General features: G+C 40.5%; 11 protein-coding genes and 1 rRNA gene. 11 read left to right on the top strand and 1 reads right to left on the bottom strand.

Annotated elements, in window-relative coordinates; genetic code table 11:
• Nucleotides 1–71: 71 nt before the first annotated feature.
• From HMPREF1536_RS05570 to HMPREF1536_RS05535, 8 genes are all read left to right on the top strand, one after another.
• Nucleotides 72–3,464 carry a TonB-dependent receptor gene (locus HMPREF1536_RS05570; protein ID WP_052349828.1) on the top strand — a complete coding sequence of 1,131 codons (3,393 nt, stop codon included), beginning with the start codon at nt 72–74 and terminating at the stop codon, nt 3,462–3,464.
• Nucleotides 3,465–3,475: 11 nt separating this feature from the next.
• Nucleotides 3,476–5,209, top strand: coding sequence for a RagB/SusD family nutrient uptake outer membrane protein (locus HMPREF1536_RS05565; protein ID WP_028727798.1), 1,734 nt, complete (start codon nt 3,476–3,478; stop codon nt 5,207–5,209).
• Between the two features lie 79 nt (nt 5,210–5,288).
• Nucleotides 5,289–7,433: a hypothetical protein gene (locus HMPREF1536_RS05560; protein ID WP_028727799.1), complete on the top strand. Its 2,145-nt coding sequence runs from the start codon at nt 5,289–5,291 to the stop codon at nt 7,431–7,433.
• Between the two features lie 10 nt (nt 7,434–7,443).
• Nucleotides 7,444–8,841, top strand: a complete 1,398-nt coding sequence (locus tag HMPREF1536_RS05555) for a sugar porter family MFS transporter (protein ID WP_028727800.1) — start codon at nt 7,444–7,446, stop codon at nt 8,839–8,841.
• Nucleotides 8,842–8,949: 108 nt separating this feature from the next.
• The gene (locus tag HMPREF1536_RS05550; RefSeq protein ID WP_028727801.1) at nt 8,950–10,464 is read left to right on the top strand and encodes a Gfo/Idh/MocA family oxidoreductase; all 1,515 of its coding nucleotides are present in this window, start codon (nt 8,950–8,952) and stop codon (nt 10,462–10,464) included.
• A 21-nt stretch (nt 10,465–10,485) separates the two neighbouring features.
• Nucleotides 10,486–11,340 carry a sugar phosphate isomerase/epimerase family protein gene (locus HMPREF1536_RS05545; protein WP_028727802.1) on the top strand — a complete coding sequence of 285 codons (855 nt, stop codon included), beginning with the start codon at nt 10,486–10,488 and terminating at the stop codon, nt 11,338–11,340.
• 181 nt (nt 11,341–11,521) lie between these two features.
• A complete protein-coding gene (locus HMPREF1536_RS05540) occupies nt 11,522–13,114 on the top strand; it encodes a beta-N-acetylhexosaminidase (RefSeq protein ID WP_028727803.1) in 1,593 nt (530 codons plus the stop codon).
• Between the two features lie 111 nt (nt 13,115–13,225).
• On the top strand, nt 13,226–13,591 hold the full coding sequence (locus tag HMPREF1536_RS05535) for a hypothetical protein (RefSeq protein ID WP_028727804.1): 366 nt from the start codon (nt 13,226–13,228) through the stop codon (nt 13,589–13,591).
• A 59-nt stretch (nt 13,592–13,650) separates the two neighbouring features.
• On the opposite strand, the gene HMPREF1536_RS05530 is transcribed toward HMPREF1536_RS05535, so the two are convergent.
• Nucleotides 13,651–14,940: a 3-keto-disaccharide hydrolase gene (locus HMPREF1536_RS05530; RefSeq protein ID WP_028727805.1), complete on the bottom strand. Its 1,290-nt coding sequence runs from the start codon at nt 14,938–14,940 to the stop codon at nt 13,651–13,653.
• Between the two features lie 141 nt (nt 14,941–15,081).
• On the opposite strand from HMPREF1536_RS05530, the gene HMPREF1536_RS05525 reads away from it, so the two are divergent.
• The 3 genes from HMPREF1536_RS05525 to HMPREF1536_RS05515 all read left to right on the top strand — a co-directional run bounded on the left by HMPREF1536_RS05525 (nt 15,082) and on the right by HMPREF1536_RS05515 (nt 20,003).
• The gene (locus HMPREF1536_RS05525; protein ID WP_028727806.1) at nt 15,082–16,773 is read left to right on the top strand and encodes a hypothetical protein; all 1,692 of its coding nucleotides are present in this window, start codon (nt 15,082–15,084) and stop codon (nt 16,771–16,773) included.
• A 151-nt stretch (nt 16,774–16,924) separates the two neighbouring features.
• The gene (locus HMPREF1536_RS05520) at nt 16,925–18,073 is read left to right on the top strand and encodes a 6-bladed beta-propeller (protein WP_028727807.1); all 1,149 of its coding nucleotides are present in this window, start codon (nt 16,925–16,927) and stop codon (nt 18,071–18,073) included.
• A gap of 403 nt (nt 18,074–18,476) precedes the next feature.
• Nucleotides 18,477–20,003: ribosomal RNA gene (locus HMPREF1536_RS05515) — 16S ribosomal RNA — on the top strand.
• Nucleotides 20,004–20,010: the final 7 nt, after the last annotated feature.

Here is a 20,010-nt window from a genome sequence, read left to right as displayed (position 1 = left end):
TAAAGAATTATTATATCCAACAGGATAGGGAAATTTGTATCCTGAATTTAGTACCTAAAATAACAAGAACCATGAAGTTAACCTGTTTATTGTTATGCTTGTCTATTAGTATGGCACTTGCGTCCCAATCTTATGCGCAAACGACAAAACTTTCTGTATTTGGAACAGAAAAGACTGTCGCAGAGATATTGGAAGAGATTGAACAACAGACCGATTTCCAATTTTTTTATAATAACAAAATCATAAATGTCAACCGGAAGGTTTCTATCAATGTACAGAATGAAGATGTATTTGTTGTATTGAACCGTTTGTTTAAAGAGTCGAATGTACGGTATAAAGTGATAGATAAAGATGTAATTTTGACAACTATTGATGTGGCCGGATCGGATCAGGTTGGTAAAAAAGTTAGCGGAAAAGTAACTGATCATTTAGGAGAACCTGTTATTGGGGTGAATGTTGTTGAAAAAGGAACAACGAATGGGACGACTACAGATGTGAATGGTTCTTATTCTTTGATGCTATCCAGTGATAATGCGGTTCTTCAATTTTCTTATATCGGATATACAACAAGAGATATTGCTGTAGGAAGTAAATCTGATGTTTCTGTTTCATTGTTGGAAGATAGTCAGGCGTTGGAAGAAGTGGTAGTGGTTGGTTACGGTACAACCAAGAAGGTGAATCTGACTGGTGCTGTTGCACAAATAGATAATAAAACAATGGAAAACCGCTCTGTTACAAACATTGGAAAGGCTTTGCAGGGAGTAGTCGGAAACTTGAATATGACAGTTTCTGGAAATGGCGGGGCTCCCGGCTCAACGATGGATTATAATGTTCGTGGTACAACCAGTCTTTCCGGGGGGGCTCCGTTATTTATTGTAGATGGAGTTCCGGCTGATAATATTAATAATATTAATCCTGCCGATGTAGAAACTCTGACTGTTTTGAAGGATGCGGCTTCTGCTGCTATTTACGGTGCACGTGCTGCTTATGGTGTTATTCTGGTAACGACTAAGAAGGGGGCTAAAAATGAAAAGGTGACCGTATCTTATAATAATGTGATAGGCTATAATCATGCAACATGTATTCCGAATCAGGTAAACTCACTTGATTTTGCGAATGCGTATAATATCGCATCACTAAACTCAGGACAGTCTCCGATGTTCAGTGATGAACATATTGGGCGCATCAAAGCTTATATGGCAGATCCGGGACATTATCCGTCAAACATTCCGAATCCGAATAATACGGATTATTGGTCGTATGCTACATTGGATAATGATAATGTGGATTGGTTCAGGGCATTCTTTAAACCGGGATCATGGAATCATAAACATGACTTGAGTGTAAGAGGTGGTACGGAGAAATCCAATTATTATGTGGGAGCCGGCTATTATAAGGAAAATGGATTGTTGCGATATGGAAAAGATCGTTTTGAACGTTTTAACCTGACAAGCAATTTACATTTTGAACCCTATAAATGGTTGCGTGGAGATGTCAGAGTCAAATTCAGCCGGGATAAAAATAATACCGTTTCAGAGGCTTATAATGGGGATATAGGTAACTGGGTACATTTGGCAACAACCCGCTATCCGAACTGGTCTTTGAAAGATCCGAACGGACATTGGGCTTCAACCTCTCATATTTATAAACAAATAGACGGGGGACGTACACTTGACAATACCAATGTTTTTAGTGCAACGGGAGCTTTAGAGGCTGAGCCGATTAAAGGTTGGAAGATAAACGTTGATTATACTTACCGAAATACGGCAAGAAAAGAGTCTACTCACGACAAAGCGGTAATCTGGGAGTATACGGTCTCCGAAGTTCCGGTAATGGCTCCAAATCATGATGCTTTTTCAACTTTGCAGGCTCAAACTGATTATAGCTCATTTAATGCTTATACTTCTTATGAACATTTGTTTGGCGACCATTTTATGTCGGTCATGGTTGGTCAGCAATTGGAGTTAAGTAAATATGATTATTTGACTGCTATGCGTCGTAATTTGATAAATCAGGATATTCCTTCTTTATCAACTGCGATTGGTGAACAGACGAATTCCCAGACACTGACGCATTGGGCAAATATGGGTACTTTTATCCGTGCTAATTATAACTATAAAGAAAAATACCTGATTGAGTTTAATGCTCGTTATGATGGTTCTTCCAAATTCCAGCGTGGTGACCGTTTTGGATTTTTCCCTTCCGTTTCTGTCGGTTATAATATTGCCAGAGAAAACTTCTGGACAATCGAACATATTGTGAACTCATTGAAACTACGTGCTTCTTATGGATCGTTGGGGAATCAGAATGTGGGTGATTATTTGTATTTGAGCACAGTGAATGTAGGCAATAATTATGGTTATCTGATAGACGGGGTACGTCCGAACTATCTGGAGGCACCTGGGTTGGTCAGCCGTAATCTGACCTGGGAAACAGTTTCTACCATTGATGTGGGAGTAGATGCTTCATTCTTATCGAATCAGTTGAATCTTTCATTTGACTGGTATCGTCGTACGACAACTGACATGTTTGGCCCTGCCAATGCCCTGCCGGCGGTATTGGGAGCAAGTGTACCACAAGAAAATAATGCCGATTTACGTACTTCTGGTTTCGAATTGAATCTGGGATGGAGAGATCAGATAGGAAGCGATTTCTCTTATAATGTAAATTTGGTTTTATCTGATTATGTATCCAAGGTTATCACTTATAATAATCCCACAAAGATTTTGTCAACCTACTATGAAGGGCAGACGATTGGAGAAATCTGGGGATATAAAACAGCAGGTATCATACAAACGGAAGAGCAGTTGAAAAAGATATCTGATCAGTCATATATCTATGGAAACTGGACAGTTGGAGATGTGGAGTATAAGGATTTAAATAATGATGGTAAAATTGATAAAGGTAAAAATACGAAAGATGATCATGGAGACCTAACTGTTATTGGAAATACAACTCCACGTTTTAGCTATGGTATTTCTTTAGGTGCACAGTGGAAAGGTTTTGATTTGAACATTTTCCTGCAAGGGGTAGGGAAGCGTGATTTTTGTCCTCCGACAGGTGGAAATAGCGGAGTTTTCTTCTGGGGATTCACTGGTGGGTTTGGTTCTAATATGTATGAAGAAACATCTGATTTCTGGACTCCGGAAAATACTAGTGCTTATTATCCGAAGCCCTATAATTCTTCTGAAGTATATAAAAACCAACAGTCGCAAACTCGTTATCTACAGAATGCAGCTTATCTACGCCTGAAGAATTTTCAGTTAGGTTATACAATTCCAAAGACTATTATGTCAAAGATCGGTTTAGAGCGTATCCGTATGTTTATCAGTGGAGAAAATCTCTTTACAATTACATCTTTGCAGAAAAATTTTGATCCTGAACTTTTAAACGGAAGTTGGGGAGCCGGAAAAGTTTATCCTTTATCGAAGACATTCTCTTTTGGTTTTAATGTTGATTTTTAAATTGAATTATTATGAAAAAATATAGCTTATTTATCGTACTGTTAGGATTGTTCATTACGTCTTGTGAAGATTTCCTAGACCGGGATCCTTTGGATAAGATCACAGATCAGCAGATGACATTTTCAGCAAAGGAAATGGAACTTTATGCCAATAAGTATTATGGGAATTTCCCGGTATTGAGTGGTCATGATTACGGACCATATGAGAAGGATAATGCTTCAGATAATCTGGTCTCCGGGTCATATAATTATGATGCCCAAATATCCGGAACGATTACAGTTCCATCTTCCGGAGGTGGATGGGACTGGACAATGCTTAGAGGACTGAATTTCTTCATTGATAACTACCATAAATCGCAGGACCCTATTTCTGAAACGGCTCCTTATATTGGTGAAATTTATTTTTGGCGTGCCTGGTTTTATTATGACAAATTGAAACAGTTTGGTGATCTTCCCTGGATTGGGAAAGCTTTGTATGCTGATTCAGAAGAACTGTTTGATAGCAGGGTTTCACGGACGGTAATAGCAGATTCTATTATAGCTGATTTAGATAAGGCTATTAGTCTATTACCGGAAAAGAGTATGGCTACTTCCGGACGAATTCATAAAGATGTAGCTCTGTTGTTTCAGAGTCGTGTCGCTTTATATGAAGGAACGTGGGAAAAATACCATAACGGAACGGCCTTTGGCGTTGCAAATGCAGATCCGAATCGTTTCTTCCGGGTTGCAGCAAATGCAGCACGGGCGGTGATCGATAAGGACGTCTATGCAATAGAACCGGTAGGGGGAGATAAAAGTAAAGGTTATTGGAACTTGTTTAATCAGACAGATTTATCTGCTAACAAAGAAGTTTTACTTTGGAAAAAATATGATATGGGATTAGGGGTATATAATAACAGCCAGAGTATTTGGGGTGTAAGTGATAATAATACCGGAGTTTCTAAGTATATGATAGAAGCTTATCTCTGTTCAGATGGTAAACCTATCAGTATCAGTCCTCTTTACCAGGGGGATGATTTGGTGGAGAAAGAAGTACAGGATAGAGACCCTCGTTTGAGACAAACAATTTACCAGAAAGGTGATCCACGTGTGATTGTGAATGGACAAGTGAGCGGTTCTTTTACTGTACCGGATATGACATATGATTCCCGTTTGAGAAATACAACCGGTTATCAATTATATAAAGGATGTGATCCGGCCGCAGTACATGAAGGTGGATATATTACAGCAAGTATTATTTTCCGGTACGCAGAGGTTTTATGTAATTATGCAGAAGCCAAGGCTGAGCTGGGTGAGTGTAGTCAGAATGATCTGGATATTTCGGTAAACCAATTGCGTGATCGAGTGGACATGCCTCATATGACAGTGGATGTCGGCTTTATTGATCCGAGGTGGGACTTCCCGGAATTGAGCCCGTTACTGAATGAGATACGTCGTGAACGGAGGGTTGAATTTGCTTGCGAAGGATATCGCTTTGATGATTTAATGAGATGGGCGGCTGTTAATTTGATTAAACGTCCTATGTTAGGAGCAAAAATGAAACAATTTGCAGATATCAAAGACCAGTTCAAACCAGTTCTTGATCCTAGCGCAATACCAGTGAGTGATGCCGGTTATATTGCTCCTCATTGGAATAGTCCGGCAAAGAATGGTTGGCAGTTTGATGAAAAGAAAAACTGGTTGAAACCGTTGCCTTCAAATGAATTAGTTCTAAACTCGAACTTAGAACAAAATCCAGGATATTGATATTCAAAATGAGTATATAAAGGGGGATTTTTATATATCCTCCTTTATTTTCGTGACAGTTTTTTTCAAATAGTAATATATGAAAAATATGAAATTAAAATTATTATGTTTTTGGGGTCTCTTTCTTTTGTTATGCAGTTGTGTTGAAAATAAAACAATATATTATTGTGGTAGTGAGCAGAATGAAGTGTATCAATTACTTAAAAGTGAGGGGTTCAAATTGATAATATTTGACTCTCCGGAAGTAATGATTGAAAATGCGACCAACGGTTCAGGAGCCGTTATCGTTTGTGATACTTATCCGATGTGTCCTCTGGAAATTACACAGGAAACATATAAATTGGCACAACAGAAAAAGATTAGGCTTTATTTGGAATATCCGGATAAGTTACCAGATCTATGTGTTGAAAAAGAAACTTTTCATGCATCTTTGGAACGTGGAGTAATAACCAGTGACAAACTGATGAATCTGGAACCGATGGATATTATAGGTGTTAATGATTGCTATACTCGTGTAGCAAAAGTGAATGACCCATTGATTGTATTAGCTCGTGTTGCAGGTTTTGATCAGGCAGAGTATGGGATAGAAGATGTGGAGAGCTATCCTTTGTTATGTGAGAAAGATAATATATTGGTCGCATTTACAAAACTCAGTAATTTCCGGACAGGTCGCTACGAACCTCTTGGCGCCTGGCAATCTGTATGGAAATATATTATTTCGTTTGTAACAAATGATTCTGATTTCACATTTTCAACAGAATGGCCGTCTGATGTTAGACCTACTTACAGTAGAGAACAATCTCTTCCGGCTGATGCAGGAAAGGATATGATAAGCAGAGGTCTGGAGTGGTTTTTCAATGGCCGTTTCTTTATTGATCCCTCATGGAAAAAATTGCAGTTGGAACGACAGGGGGACGGGTTAATGCCTGTAGCCCGCGCACTTCCGGCTGACAGCAAAGTTGGAAATGGCTCGATGGGAATTCTTGAAGGCCATGCATCCAATATCTATTATGATGGAGAACAAGATTTCCGGTATTGGCTTCGAGCTGATGTGCAAGGGGAAGTTGCATTTGCTCTTGCTGCTGGAGGGAAGTCTTTGAATAATTCAACCTATGAAGAAGTGTCTAAGAATCTGATGGAATATGTACTGAAAAAATCAGCATTTAGAGCTGGAAAAAGAATAGATCCTTCCAGTCCGGTCTATGGTTTGATCGGATGGTCTGATACTCATCCTTATGTTTTTTATGCTGATGACAATGCTCGTTTGGTATTAGGATTGATAGGGGCTTCTGCTTTTATGGATTATGATCGGTGGAATAAAGAAATTATCGAGAATATACTAGCTAATTTCCGTTTAAGTAATGTAAATGGTTTTTTCGGCAATGGTGGTCGTTTGGAGGAACCTCAGATTTTGGAAAAAGGTTGGCAATATTATGCTAAGCGTCCGGAACTGGTGAATCCTCATCCTCATTTTGAATCCTGGATGTGGGCCTGTTATCTATGGCTTTATGACAAAACAGGTTATCAACCATTATTAGAAAAAGCTGAAAAAGCTATCAGGCTTACAATGGAAAACTATCCGGAGGGTTGGAAGTGGACAAATGGAATTCAGCAAGAGCGGGCGCGAATGATACTGCCGTTGGCTTGGTTAGTACAGGTGCAGGATACTCCGGAGCATAGGGAATGGCTAGATCAGGTAGTAAGTCGTTTGTTGGAAAATCAACAAACATCAGGAGCGATCAGGGAAGAATTAGGCAATAGTAGTACCGGTACGTTTGGAAAAGCTAAATCAAATAAGGATTATGGTGTGACGGAGGCTCCGCTTATTTCACATAACGGTGATCCGGTGGCGGATATGTTATATACTTCGAATTTTGCTTTTTTCTCATTGAACGAAGCTGCAAGAGCGACAGGTAATACCCAATATCAAGAAGCGGTAGAAAAATTGTCGGATTTCCTAATCCGTATTCAGGTAAAAAGTGACAGATATGCCCATTTAGATGGAGCCTGGTATCGTGCATTCGATTATAACCGGTGGGACTACTGGGCTTCAAATGCCGATCATGGTTGGGGGGCATGGTCTACCTTGACCGGTTGGATCCAGAGTTGGATCATTGGTACTCAGGTATTGATTGAGGATGATACCAGCTTTTGGGATAAAACAAAGGGTGTTGCAATGAAACCTCATATGGATGAGGTGATACAAACAATGTTTGGAAACTAATAAAGTGAGTATGAAAACGAAAATCAACTTTGGTTATCTTGTTTTTCTTTCCGTGGTGGCAGCTCTGGGTGGTTTCCTGTTTGGATATGATACGGCTGTTATTTCCGGGACGATCGCTCAGGTCACCCAATTGTTTCAGTTGGATTCGCTGCAACAAGGATGGTATGTCGGATGTGCACTTATCGGTTCGATAGTAGGGGTGCTTATGGCTGGTATATTGAGTGATATAACGGGGAGAAAGCAGACAATGATTTTTTCAGCCATTTTGTTTTCTGCTTCTGCTATCGGTTGTGCATTCAGTACAAATTTTAATCAACTGGTCATTTATCGCATCATAGGTGGTGTTGGTATTGGTATAGTCTCAATCGTGTCTCCTCTCTATATTTCAGAAGTCTCAGTCGCTGCATACCGTGGGCGGTTGGTGTCACTTTATCAAGTTGCAATTACAGTTGGTTTTTTAGGTGCATATCTGACTAATTACATTTTATTACAGTTAGGGAAAGGAGATATTTCTTTAACGACTTCGTGGCTAAACCGTCTGTTCATAACGGAAGTTTGGCGGGGCATGTTGGGGATGGAAATTTTTCCGGCTTTGTTTTTTCTTGTGATTGTTTTCTTTATACCTGAAAGCCCTCGTTGGTTACTGTTGAAAGGGAGAGAAACGGAAGCTTTTTCTGTTTTTTCCGGAATTTATCGCAATGTGAGTGAAATTAAGATACAACTGAATGAAACATTATCTGTCATCCGGAGTGAATCAAAGTCTGAATGGGCTCTGTTATTTAAACCGAAAATCCTAAAGATAGTGTTAATAGGTGTTTGTATCGCTATTTTGGGACAGTTTATGGGTGTTAATGCAGTTCTTTACTATGGACCATCTATATTTGAAAGTGCGGGTCTTTCCAGTGGAGATTCTCTTTTATCTCAGGTGTTGGTTGGGCTTGTTAATATGATGACATCCATTCTCGCATTGGTAATAATAGATCGGGTTGGGCGAAAAAAGTTAGTATATTATGGTGTGTCAGGGATGATTGTTTCTTTGTTGCTTATCGGTGGTTATTTTATACTGAATAGATCAATGTCTATACCTAGTCTTTTTTTATTGGTATTTTTCTTGTGTTATATTTTTTGCTGTGCTGTCTCTATCTGTGCTGTGGTTTGGGTGCTTCTTTCGGAAATGTATCCTGCTAAAATTAGAGGACTGGCCATGTCTATTGCAGGTTTTGCCTTGTGGGTCGGAACTTATTTAATAGGGCAACTTACACCTTGGATGCTCCTGACTTTAACCCCGTCAGGTACATTTTTCCTGTTTGCGGTCATGTGTGTACCTTACATATTAATAATATGGAAATTAGTTCCGGAAACAACCGGTAAATCATTGGAAGAAATAGAACAAAACTGGATAAAATGAGAAAATATGCTACGTGGTAAAGCTAGATAGTGACTATCGTAGTTGTTAGGCTAATTTTTGAATTAACAAAATCAGTATTAACTGCTGATTTGTATTATAGTAATAGTTATGAAAAACATTTCAAGAAGAAATTTTCTGAAGACAAGTGCTGTTATGACAGCTGGTCTTACCATTATTCCGAGTTCTGTATTAGGCAGAACTTACGGACATATTGCTCCGAGCGATAAGTTGAATATAGCTGGTATCGGTGTCGGTGGTATGGGACGTCGTAATCTGGCAAATATGAATACGGAAAATATTGTTGCACTCTGTGATGTCGATTGGCATTATGCAGATAAGACCTTTAAGGATTATCCGAATGCAAAACGTTTTAAAGATTGGCGTGTGATGTTTGATGAGATCGGAAAGTCGATTGATGCTGTCATGGTAGCAACACCCGACCATACGCACGCCGGTGTAACAGCTCATGCCGTTACATTGGGTAAACATTGTTATACACAAAAACCGCTTACTCATTCTGTTTACGAGTCACGTTTACTTACCAAACTGGCTAAGAAATATAAGGTAGCCACACAGATGGGAAACCAGGGTAACTCATTTGACTGGTGTCGTCAGATTGCGGAGTGGATACAAGCAGGTGTCATTGGTGAAGTGTATGAAGTACATTGCTGGACTGATCGCCCGATTTGGCCACAGGGATTGATGCAACCCAAGGAGGCAGCCAAATGCCCGAAGACTTTGGATTGGGATTTATTCATCGGGCCGGCACAGAAACGCCCATATAATCCGGTTTACACCCCCTGGAATTGGCGCGGCTGGTGGGACTTCGGAACAGGAGCGCTAGGAGATATGGCCTGCCATATCATGGATCCGTTGTACTGGGCTCTTGATCTTAAATATCCGACCAGCGTTATCGGTAGTTCCACATTGAGTAATCTGTACTCTCCTCCCCATGCTCAGGTTGTTACTTATACTTTCCCGGAGCGACCGGCAAAAGGAAATGTAAAAATGCCGAAAGTAAAAGTTTACTGGTATGATGGAGGGTTGATGCCACCCCGTCCGGAAGAACTGAAAGATGGACAAATGATGGGTGATGAAAACGGAGGTATTATCTTTATGGGTACGAAAGGTAAAATCATGACAGGATGTTATGGGATGAATCCGACTTTATTACCTGTCTCTGATATGGAACATTTTAATCAGCCTAAACCCTCTATTGCTAGGATCAAAGGCGGTAACGGAGATATCTGGTCGACAAATGCCCACGAACAGGATTGGATACGTGCATGTAAAGAGTCTCCCGAAAACCGGACAGAAGCTTCTTCTAACTTCCAGTTTTCCGGTCCGTTCAACGAAATGGTTGTGATGGGAGTCTTGGCCGTACGGTTATCTGGATTGCAGGGGTTACACCGTGAATTGCAATGGGACGGCGAGAATATGTGCTTTACCAATATCTCTCCGACAGACAAAATTAAGATCGTTACGGTAGACGATTTCAAAGTAATAGACGGTGATCCTCGTTTCGACCGCCGCTTTGCCGAATTTAATGCGGTAGAAATGGCTAACGAATGGATCAGGCACACTTACAACAATGGTTTCTCCTTACCGGATATGCCTAAATAATCAGAATAAAATAAATTGATCATGAAAAAGCGAATATTCAATATCTTACTGTTGTTGGTTTGCGGTTTATTCTCCATTCCTGTACAGGCACAGACCAGAGCGGAAAAGAACGGTTGGCGGCTGGGGATGCAATCATATAGTTTTCACCTGTTCTCACTAACAGAAGCTCTCGATAAGACACAGGAATTAGGCTTAAAATATATAGAAGTATATCCCGGACACAAGTTGGGAGGTAAATGGGGGGATTGGGTGTTCAACTTCAACCTGGATACCCAAACTCAAAAGGAGTTGAAAGAACTGGCTGCTTCTAAGGGAATAACAATTGTTGGAACTGGTGTATATGTTGCCGAGAAATCTTCCGACTGGGAAAAAATGTTCCGTTTTGCTAAGGCGATGGAAATGGAGTTTATCACTTGTGAACCGGCACCCGGCGACTGGGATTTGGTAGAAAAATTGTCGAAACAATACGGAATCAACATATCGGTACATAATCACCCTCAGCCATCCGATTACTGGAAACCGGAGAATTTATTGCAGGCTATTTCTCACCGCAGCCATTTGATCGGTTCGTGTGCCGATGTTGGACATTGGCGCAGGGAAGGACTCGACCAGATAGAATGTCTGAAAAAACTGAGTGGACGCATTATTTCCCTTCATTTTAAAGATATAGCAATAAAAAAGGTTGGAGAAAAGGAACAACATGATGTGATTTGGGGGACAGGTATACTCGATGTTAAAGGGATGTTGAAGGAACTGAAGGAACAGGGTTTCAAAGGGGTATTCTCAATCGAATTTGAATATAACTGGGAAAATTCTGTTTCTGATATAAAAGAATGCATAACCTATTTCAATCAAGTAACAAATGAGCTGTTTTAGTACCCAATGAACCACTTAATCGTTTGTGTTTGATGAATAATTGTGAAAACTGGAATATTAAATAGACATTCCAGTTTTTAGTTTTTGAGGATCTGTATTTATGTTTTATCTTTGTACAATTGTTGAATAAAGGGTATTATGTAAGGTGTTTATGCTTTTATCCTAATTTAAATTTAATTCTATGAGAACAAACTTGTTAATCTCTTTGTGCTTTTTATTCCTGTGTGCCTGTCAGACCCCTCCCGTTGAAGAGTACACGATCATTCCGCAACCTCAGGAGATCAGTTATACTCCGGGGTTCTTTAAAATGAGTAATCAGCCGGTAATATCTTACTCCGGTAATCTTGTTAATGAAGCTCAGTATTTACAGAATGTCCTTGCTGCTGATTTTTCAGTAAATGCAACCCTTAAGGAAGGGAAGGGGGATATAAACCTCGTACTTGACCCTGCTGTATTGGCGGATAAACCGGAAGGTTATCAACTGGAAGTCGCTTCCAGTAAGATCGCAATAAAGTCTAGTACTCCAGCCGGCGTTTTGAACGGAGTACAAACCCTGCGTCAGATTATAAAGGAAAAAGACGGTAAATATGTAGTACAAAGAGCGGCTGTTTCCGATTATCCAGCTTTTTCCTGGCGTGCCTTTATGTTGGATGAAGGACGTTATTTTAAAGGAAAAGATGTCGTGCTTAAGTTGTTGGATGAAATGGCAGGATTGAAAATGAATGTGTTCCATTGGCATCTTACAAATGATCAAGGCTGGCGAATTGAAATTAAGAAATATCCGAAATTGACGGAGGTTGGAGCTTACCGTGACTCATCTGAGATCAATCATTTTGGTAGCGATGTGTATGACGGTAAACCTCACGGAGGATTTTATACCCAAGCGGAAATCAAAGAAATTGTAGAATATGCCTCTAAACGTCATATCACGATTGTGCCGGAAGTAAGTATGCCGGGACATGCCAGTGCCGCTATCGCTTCCTATCTCTGGTTGGGAACCAGTGGCAAGCAGATCAAAGTTCCAGGTAAATTCGGTGTACATTATGAAGTTTTTAACGTGTCTGATCCGAAAGTGATGCAGTTCTTTGATGATGTAACGAATGAAGTGATTGCTCTGTTCCCTGGTTCGGTATTCCATATCGGAGGGGATGAAGTTAAATACGATCAGTGGAAAGCTTCTCCGGTTATCCGTAGCTATATGGCAAAGAACGGATTGAAAACACCGGCTGAGCTTCAGGTTTATTTTACGAATGAGATTTCCAATATGTTAGCATCAAAAGGGAAGCGAATGATGGGATGGAACGAGATTACCGGTGATAAACTGCATGAGTATCAGTCTGCCGAAGATACGAAAGAGGTGGAACAACAGTTAGCGAAAGGAACGATCGTTCATTTCTGGAAAGGTGATCCGGCTCTTATCAAGAAAACGATTGATAAGGGATATGATGTGGTGAACTCTTATCATGAATATACTTATATAGATTATAATTATGAGTCAATCCCTTTGTCTAAGGCTTATTCATTTAATCCGGTTCCGGAAGGATTATCTCCAGAAGAACAGAGCAGAGTGCTGGGATTGGGCTGTCAGATGTGGGGGGAATTTATCCCAACGGTTGAGAGCATGAACCGGCTGGTTTATCCCCGTATTGCTGCTTATGCAGAAACAGGATGGACGGGTGCTGATAAAAAAGATTATAACCGTTTCCTGAGATCGCTTGATTATTTTACTGGTAAGTGGACTGCTGAGGGAATCGTTATAGGACCAACCGAATAAAAAAAGATTTTTTTTTAGCGGGACGATTAAACTATTTCCAAATAACAGTGTCTATTACTTCGAAGCGCTTCACAAACAAAAGTATATTAATTAAGTAATAAGTAATAGTTTATGAAGAAGGTAATAGGATTGTTTTTGGTTATCTTGATCAGTTCAACAACAGTTTTTGCTCAGAGTGGTAATCGCCAGGGAAAGAAGGGAGATCCCTCAAAGCGTAGTGAAAAAATGATCGAAGAGTTAAAACTCGATGATAAGCAAGCTGCGGAGTTCCGTAAGGTAGAAACCGAGTTCAGAGCTCAAATGGAAAAAGAACGTGAGGCTGTAAAGGAGGATCGTTCAAAAATGCGCGAAAAAATGTCGACAATGCTTAGTGAAAAGGATGCTCAGATAAAGAAGATACTGACAGACGAACAGTACAAACTCTATCAGGAGAAACAAAAAGCGAATGGCCCTCGTAAAGGGCATGGACGTAAATGATAAAAATGAAAAAGCCCGGTGGAATATCCATCGGGCTTTTTTGTCTGTTATAAATGGGATTATAAAGTTTTCAGCTTCAGATTACGCCATAATACTTTGATGCCACCTCCATCATGGATCTGCAAAGCGATACGGCCTTGACCGGCACCGATCTTTTCGTCATTGATATTAACCATTTCTTCACCATTCAACCAGGTCTGAACATTGTCACCCTGCACTTTGATGCGCATAGTATTCCAGTCACCTTCCTTCAGGATTGTTTCTTTTTCGTCCGGGATCTGGATCAACCATCCGCGTCCGTATGATTCGTAAATACCTCCGGTATCATGACCTTTGGGGGCAACTTCAACCTGCCATCCGTTTACTTTAACATCTTCTTCGATGAAAGAGCGGATAAATACCCCCGAGTTACCATCAGCCTCCTGCTTGAACTCAACGGTCAAATCGAAATCATCGTAATAATCGCGGGTTGCCAGGTAACCGTATTTCTTGTCAGGACCACTTTCGCAAATCAGCAAGCCGTCTTTCACATACCATAATTCAGTACCATAGGCTTCCCAGCCTTTCAGGTCGACACCATTAAATAAGTTAACTTCTTTGCTTTTACGGGGAAGTTCTTTAATCTTTAAATTACGGAATGATGCGGGATAACCGTGATCCTGTAAACAAAGGACACCTTTCTTAGCCAAGCCGTATTCTGGGGCATTCGACCATTTACCGCTATTCTTCTTTTCATACCAGTCATCTGTCCAGGCTTCAAATTCCAAAATCTTTTCTCCGTTTAACCAATGTTCTACATGACCGTTATCGAATACTATTTTAGAGTTGTTCCATTCTCCTTGCGGATTTACTTTCATTTTGGACTTGTCTGGTAAATGCATAGCGTAGTCAACTCCTAATTTCTGCCATTCTTCCAGAGGTTCCGGGAAATTCGGTTCATCAATCAACTGATATTCCGGGCCTGTTACATAAGGTACTGCAAACTGGGGACGTTCAACAACATGGTAAAGCATACCGCTGTTCCCTCCTTTAGATAGTTTCCAATCCCATGATAATTCGAAGTTTTCATACTGTTTGTCGGTTACAATATAACCGCTGGCATCACTGCCGTCACCTTTTGCTTGGATACATCCGTCAACAACATGCCAAGGCTGAGTGAGGGTTGTCTCATTGTAATCTTTCCAACCGTTGAGTGTTTTTCCGTCGAAAAGGAGTTGCCATCCATCGGCGACCTCTTCGGGAGTAAGTGTGTTTTGCTCTGCACCCGCACATGAAGTAAACAAAGCCAATGATACTGCACAAGAGGCTAACAAGCTTGTGGCTGTTACTCTTTTCATTACTGATTCCATTTTAGATTAAGTTTAAATTGATGATATTGATAAATTGCAAAGATAAAAAAGTTATTTAAAAGATTCTGCAAAAAATACGCAGAGAGGCTAACTGCATTTCTGAAAATAAAGTTTTATCTTGCATGCATTAAATCATACTTAATGGATAAGTGGATACTACATTTCTCCCTTCTATTGGTTCTGCTTGGCTTTGTGTTTTTTGGAAGCAAGAAAGGGGAGGTGACTGCATTGTTGAGAGTGGTAGAAAAATCTATAGAGAAAGAACCGGACAATACATTGATATTGTTGGATAGTATTCAACAAATAGAAGAATTGTCTGAGCAGCAACAAGCTCTTTGGTGTCTGTTATATACATCGGTGATAGATAGAAAGCAGATAAGACATACTTCTGATTCTTTGATACAGATTGCAGTGAGTTATTATGATAAGAATGATTTGCCCGAGCGTAAGATGCAGGCATATTATTATTATGGAATTGTTCTTCAAGATTTAAATGATGCAATTCAGGCACAGGATTATTACTTAAAAGCGTATAAATTGGGACTTGAATTGGAAAAATACACATTTTTAGGGCGTATATGTACCAATTTGGGCAGGTTGTACACCTATCAAAAATTGTATGGTCAGGCTTCGCATTTTCAGCAAAAGGCTGTCGGCTATTTTGAGAAAAAACAGGATACGGTTCGTCTATCATTAGCCCTCAGGGATATTGCTCGGATTCATGTGAGTGAGCATCGTTTGGATAGTGCCGTCACTAATTATACAAAAGCATTGGAGTACACTTCGGATGCACACAAGTTTTGTATGTATAATGAATTGGCAGGTACGTATGAACAAATGGGAGATTATGCAAAAGGGGTGTCTTATGCCTATAATGCTTATACCCGGGCTAGGACTACGGAGGATTCTTGCTTAGTCACTCTGGGGTTGGGGAGTCTTTATTTGAGAATGGGGGAAAAAGATTCGGCATATCATTATTTATCTTTTTGCCGTCAAAGTACAAATCCGTATACATTGAAAGATCTTTATCTAAATTTGGCGCAGTTGGAAAAGTCCCGGAAAAATTGGTCGGCTTATGCCTTTTATCAGGAACAATATAACGTTTTTCGTGATTCGATTGATAACCTGACCCAAATGGAAACTCTTGCTAGGTTACAACGTTTGTATGATTATCGGGAGATTGAAAAGAAAAAGGAATATTATCGGCAAGAGTCGGATCGTAAAACGGGCAACTTGTATAAACTTTCTCTGGGAGGAGCCGGATGTCTGCTGTTCGTCGTTTGTCTCGTTTTTTATCTGTGGAGAGAAAGGAAAAAGAGGGAGGAGCAGCTTAATCAATCTTTGCGTCGTAAGGAACAACAATACTTGAATAGCCAGCAATATTTGGAAGAGCGAAATGCTGTTGTGGCGCAATTGGAACAACAGTATGAAGCGGTTGTGGCGCAACTATCAGAACAATCCACCCAGTTTACAAGGTCTATTCAGGGGAAGATGAATTCTGCACATCCGTTCTTTTCCTCCGATTTATATCGGGGAGTATATACGGATTGGAAAAAACTGAATGAGACACAGTGGCCGGAGGTTATAAAAATGATAGATCATATATTATATAAAGATTTTACAGGTAAGATAAGAATGTTGTATCCCCGTATATCTAACTTGGATTTGAATGTATGTTGTTTGGTAAAATTGCAGATTCCGGTAGGACGTATTGCTGTATTGTTGTCGGTGAATAGCCAGGCGATATCCAATAAACGTAAGCGTTTGTATGAAAAGCTGACTCAAGAGAGTGGATCCGCACAAGATTTCGATAAGTTCATCAAAACTTTTTAATTTTTCCTTTTCCTTTTATAATGTTGTCTATTAGTAGCTTAAAAATGTGACATTTTTGTGACATCAAATCCTTGGTTGTCTTTGGGTCGGTTTCTACTTTTACGAATCCAAACAAAATAGTCAATGTTTAATAACTAATATAACTGGAAACATGAAAAGTAAAAATCTTATTTTGGGAACTATCCTATTAATATTAATGGGATGTGAAGGTAATAAATCAGACAGTCTTATCACGGTAGATGTTACGGCGGATTATCCAAAGAAAGAACTGATTTTGCAGGATTTTATAGATGTGGAATATGTTTTGTTGGAAACGACGGATGAATTTATTGTCAAAGGAAAGATCGCGGATATCGGTAAGGATATCTTGGTATTGACGAATGTGCGTCAGGGGGAAATTTTGATATTTGACCGGTCGACTGGCAAAGGATTGAAGAAGATTAATCGTAGAGGGCAAGGTCCAGAGGAGTATATATTGCCTTTTAATGTTCATTTAAATAAAGAAGAGGATGAGATATTTGTGAATGATGGTCCTTCAAGTAAAATTCAAGTATATGATTTGGATGGAAATTATAAAAGGACAATTCCTTATAAAAAAGGAGCACTTGTTACGAACTTGTACGATTATGATGAAAATCATTTTCTTTCTCAGAATGTTTATTCGCCAGAGAACGAGTCTTCTACATCTACATTCTTTCTTTTGTCTGCACAAGATGGAAGTTGGACGGATATTGAGGTTCCATACGAGAAGAGAATATCGCCGATAATCGTAAAGCGTGTTGCGGATGGGGTGTATGCAAGCGTTCCCAGTAATAGTTTTGTATCTTCTTATCAGGGTGATTGGATTTTGAGCGAACCTTCAGCCGATACTATCTATGCCCATCGGCCAAACGGGGATCTTCGCCCGTTTATGGTCAGAATTCCTTCTGTACAGACAATGACGCCGGAAGTCTTCCTGTTTCCGGGAATCTTGACGGATCGTTATTATTTTATGCAGACGGTGAAAAAGGAATGCAATTTCGAAAAGGATAACAAAATGCCAACTGTTGATTTAATATATGACAAGAAGGAAAAAAAGATTTATCATTCTATTGTTTATAATGCAGACTTCGATAAACGTGAAGAGGATTTATCAGTATGTGCTTTGAATGAAGAGATTGCTTTCGCCGTATCTTTGGAAGCTTTGTCACTTATTGAAGAGAAAGGTAAATTGAAAGGCAAATTGAGAGAAATTGCAGCTCATTTAAAAGAAGAGGATAATCCTGTGGTCATGCTGGCTAAGATAAAAAACATTTTCTAGCTTATTCACCCGTACATTATAATACAGTGCCTACCGTGAAAAAATAAATAAAAAATAATTGGTGAAAAGTTTGGAGTGTATGTAGTAATCGACTACTTTTGCACCCGCATTCGAGAGAGAACGGCGCATGATACATGATGAAAGAGGTAACCTGAGGAAAGGGGATGAGGTTAGCGATGCTAAGCAAAATTCCAACCGCCACAGCGACTTCAGAAAAACTTTTCAAATTTTCTTCTGAAATATTTGGTAGTTAAAAAAAAGTCCTTACCTTTGCAGCCGCAATCGAAAAGAAAGCGAAAGTTCTTTGAAAGATTTACATATCAACAAGTAGTACAAGTATTAAAAATTAATACCGTCAAAACTTGAAATAATAACGGATTCTGAGCAAGACAAAACAATTTATACAACGAAGAGTTTGATCCTGGCTCAGGATGAACGCTAGCGACAGGCTTAACACATGCAAGTCGAGGGGCAGCAGGAAGTAGCAATACTTTGCTGGCGACCGGCGCACGGGTGAGTAACGCGTATGCAACCTACCTATCAGAGGGGGATAACCCGGCGAAAGTCGGACTAATACCGCATAAAACAGGGGGCCCGCATGGGAATATTTGTTAAAGATTAATTGCTGATAGATGGGCATGCGTTCCATTAGATAGTTGGTAAGGTAACGGCTTACCAAGTCTGCGATGGATAGGGGTTCTGAGAGGAAGGTCCCCCACACTGGTACTGAGACACGGACCAGACTCCTACGGGAGGCAGCAGTGAGGAATATTGGTCAATGGGCGAGAGCCTGAACCAGCCAAGTCGCGTGAAGGATGAAGGATCTATGGTTCGTAAACTTCTTTTATAAGGGAATAAAGTGCGGGACGTGTCCTGTTTTGTATGTACCTTATGAATAAGGATCGGCTAACTCCGTGCCAGCAGCCGCGGTAATACGGAGGATCCGAGCGTTATCCGGATTTATTGGGTTTAAAGGGTGCGTAGGTGGTTTATTAAGTCAGCGGTGAAAGTTTGTGGCTCAACCATAAAATTGCCGTTGAAACTGGTTAACTTGAGTATATTTGAGGTAGGCGGAATGCGTGGTGTAGCGGTGAAATGCATAGATATCACGCAGAACTCCAATTGCGAAGGCAGCTTACTAAACTATAACTGACACTGAAGCACGAAAGCGTGGGGATCAAACAGGATTAGATACCCTGGTAGTCCACGCAGTAAACGATGATTACTAGGAGTTTGCGATACACAGTAAGCTCTACAGCGAAAGCGTTAAGTAATCCACCTGGGGAGTACGCCGGCAACGGTGAAACTCAAAGGAATTGACGGGGGCCCGCACAAGCGGAGGAACATGTGGTTTAATTCGATGATACGCGAGGAACCTTACCCGGGTTTGAACGCATTTGGACAGCTCTGGAAACAGAGTCTCTAGCAATAGCCATTTGCGAGGTGCTGCATGGTTGTCGTCAGCTCGTGCCGTGAGGTGTCGGCTTAAGTGCCATAACGAGCGCAACCCTTATCTTTAGTTACTAACAGGTCATGCTGAGGACTCTAAAGAGACTGCCAGCGTAAGCTGTGAGGAAGGTGGGGATGACGTCAAATCAGCACGGCCCTTACATCCGGGGCGACACACGTGTTACAATGGTGGGGACAAAGGGCAGCTACACAGCGATGTGATGCTAATCTCCAAACCCCATCTCAGTTCGGATCGAAGTCTGCAACCCGACTTCGTGAAGCTGGATTCGCTAGTAATCGCGCATCAGCCATGGCGCGGTGAATACGTTCCCGGGCCTTGTACACACCGCCCGTCAAGCCATGGGAGTTGGGGGTACCTAAAGTCCGTAACCGCAAGGATCGGCCTAGGGTAAAACCGATGACTGGGGCTAAGTCGTAACAAGGTAGCCGTACCGGAAGGTGCGGCTGGAACACCTCCTTTCTGGAGC

The sequence above is a fragment of the Parabacteroides gordonii MS-1 = DSM 23371 genome (assembly GCF_000969825.1).
GTDB lineage: Bacteria > Bacteroidota > Bacteroidia > Bacteroidales > Tannerellaceae > Parabacteroides > Parabacteroides gordonii.
The sequence above is the reverse complement of the archived record's forward strand: the minus strand, read 5'-3'. Positions and strand labels throughout refer to the sequence as shown.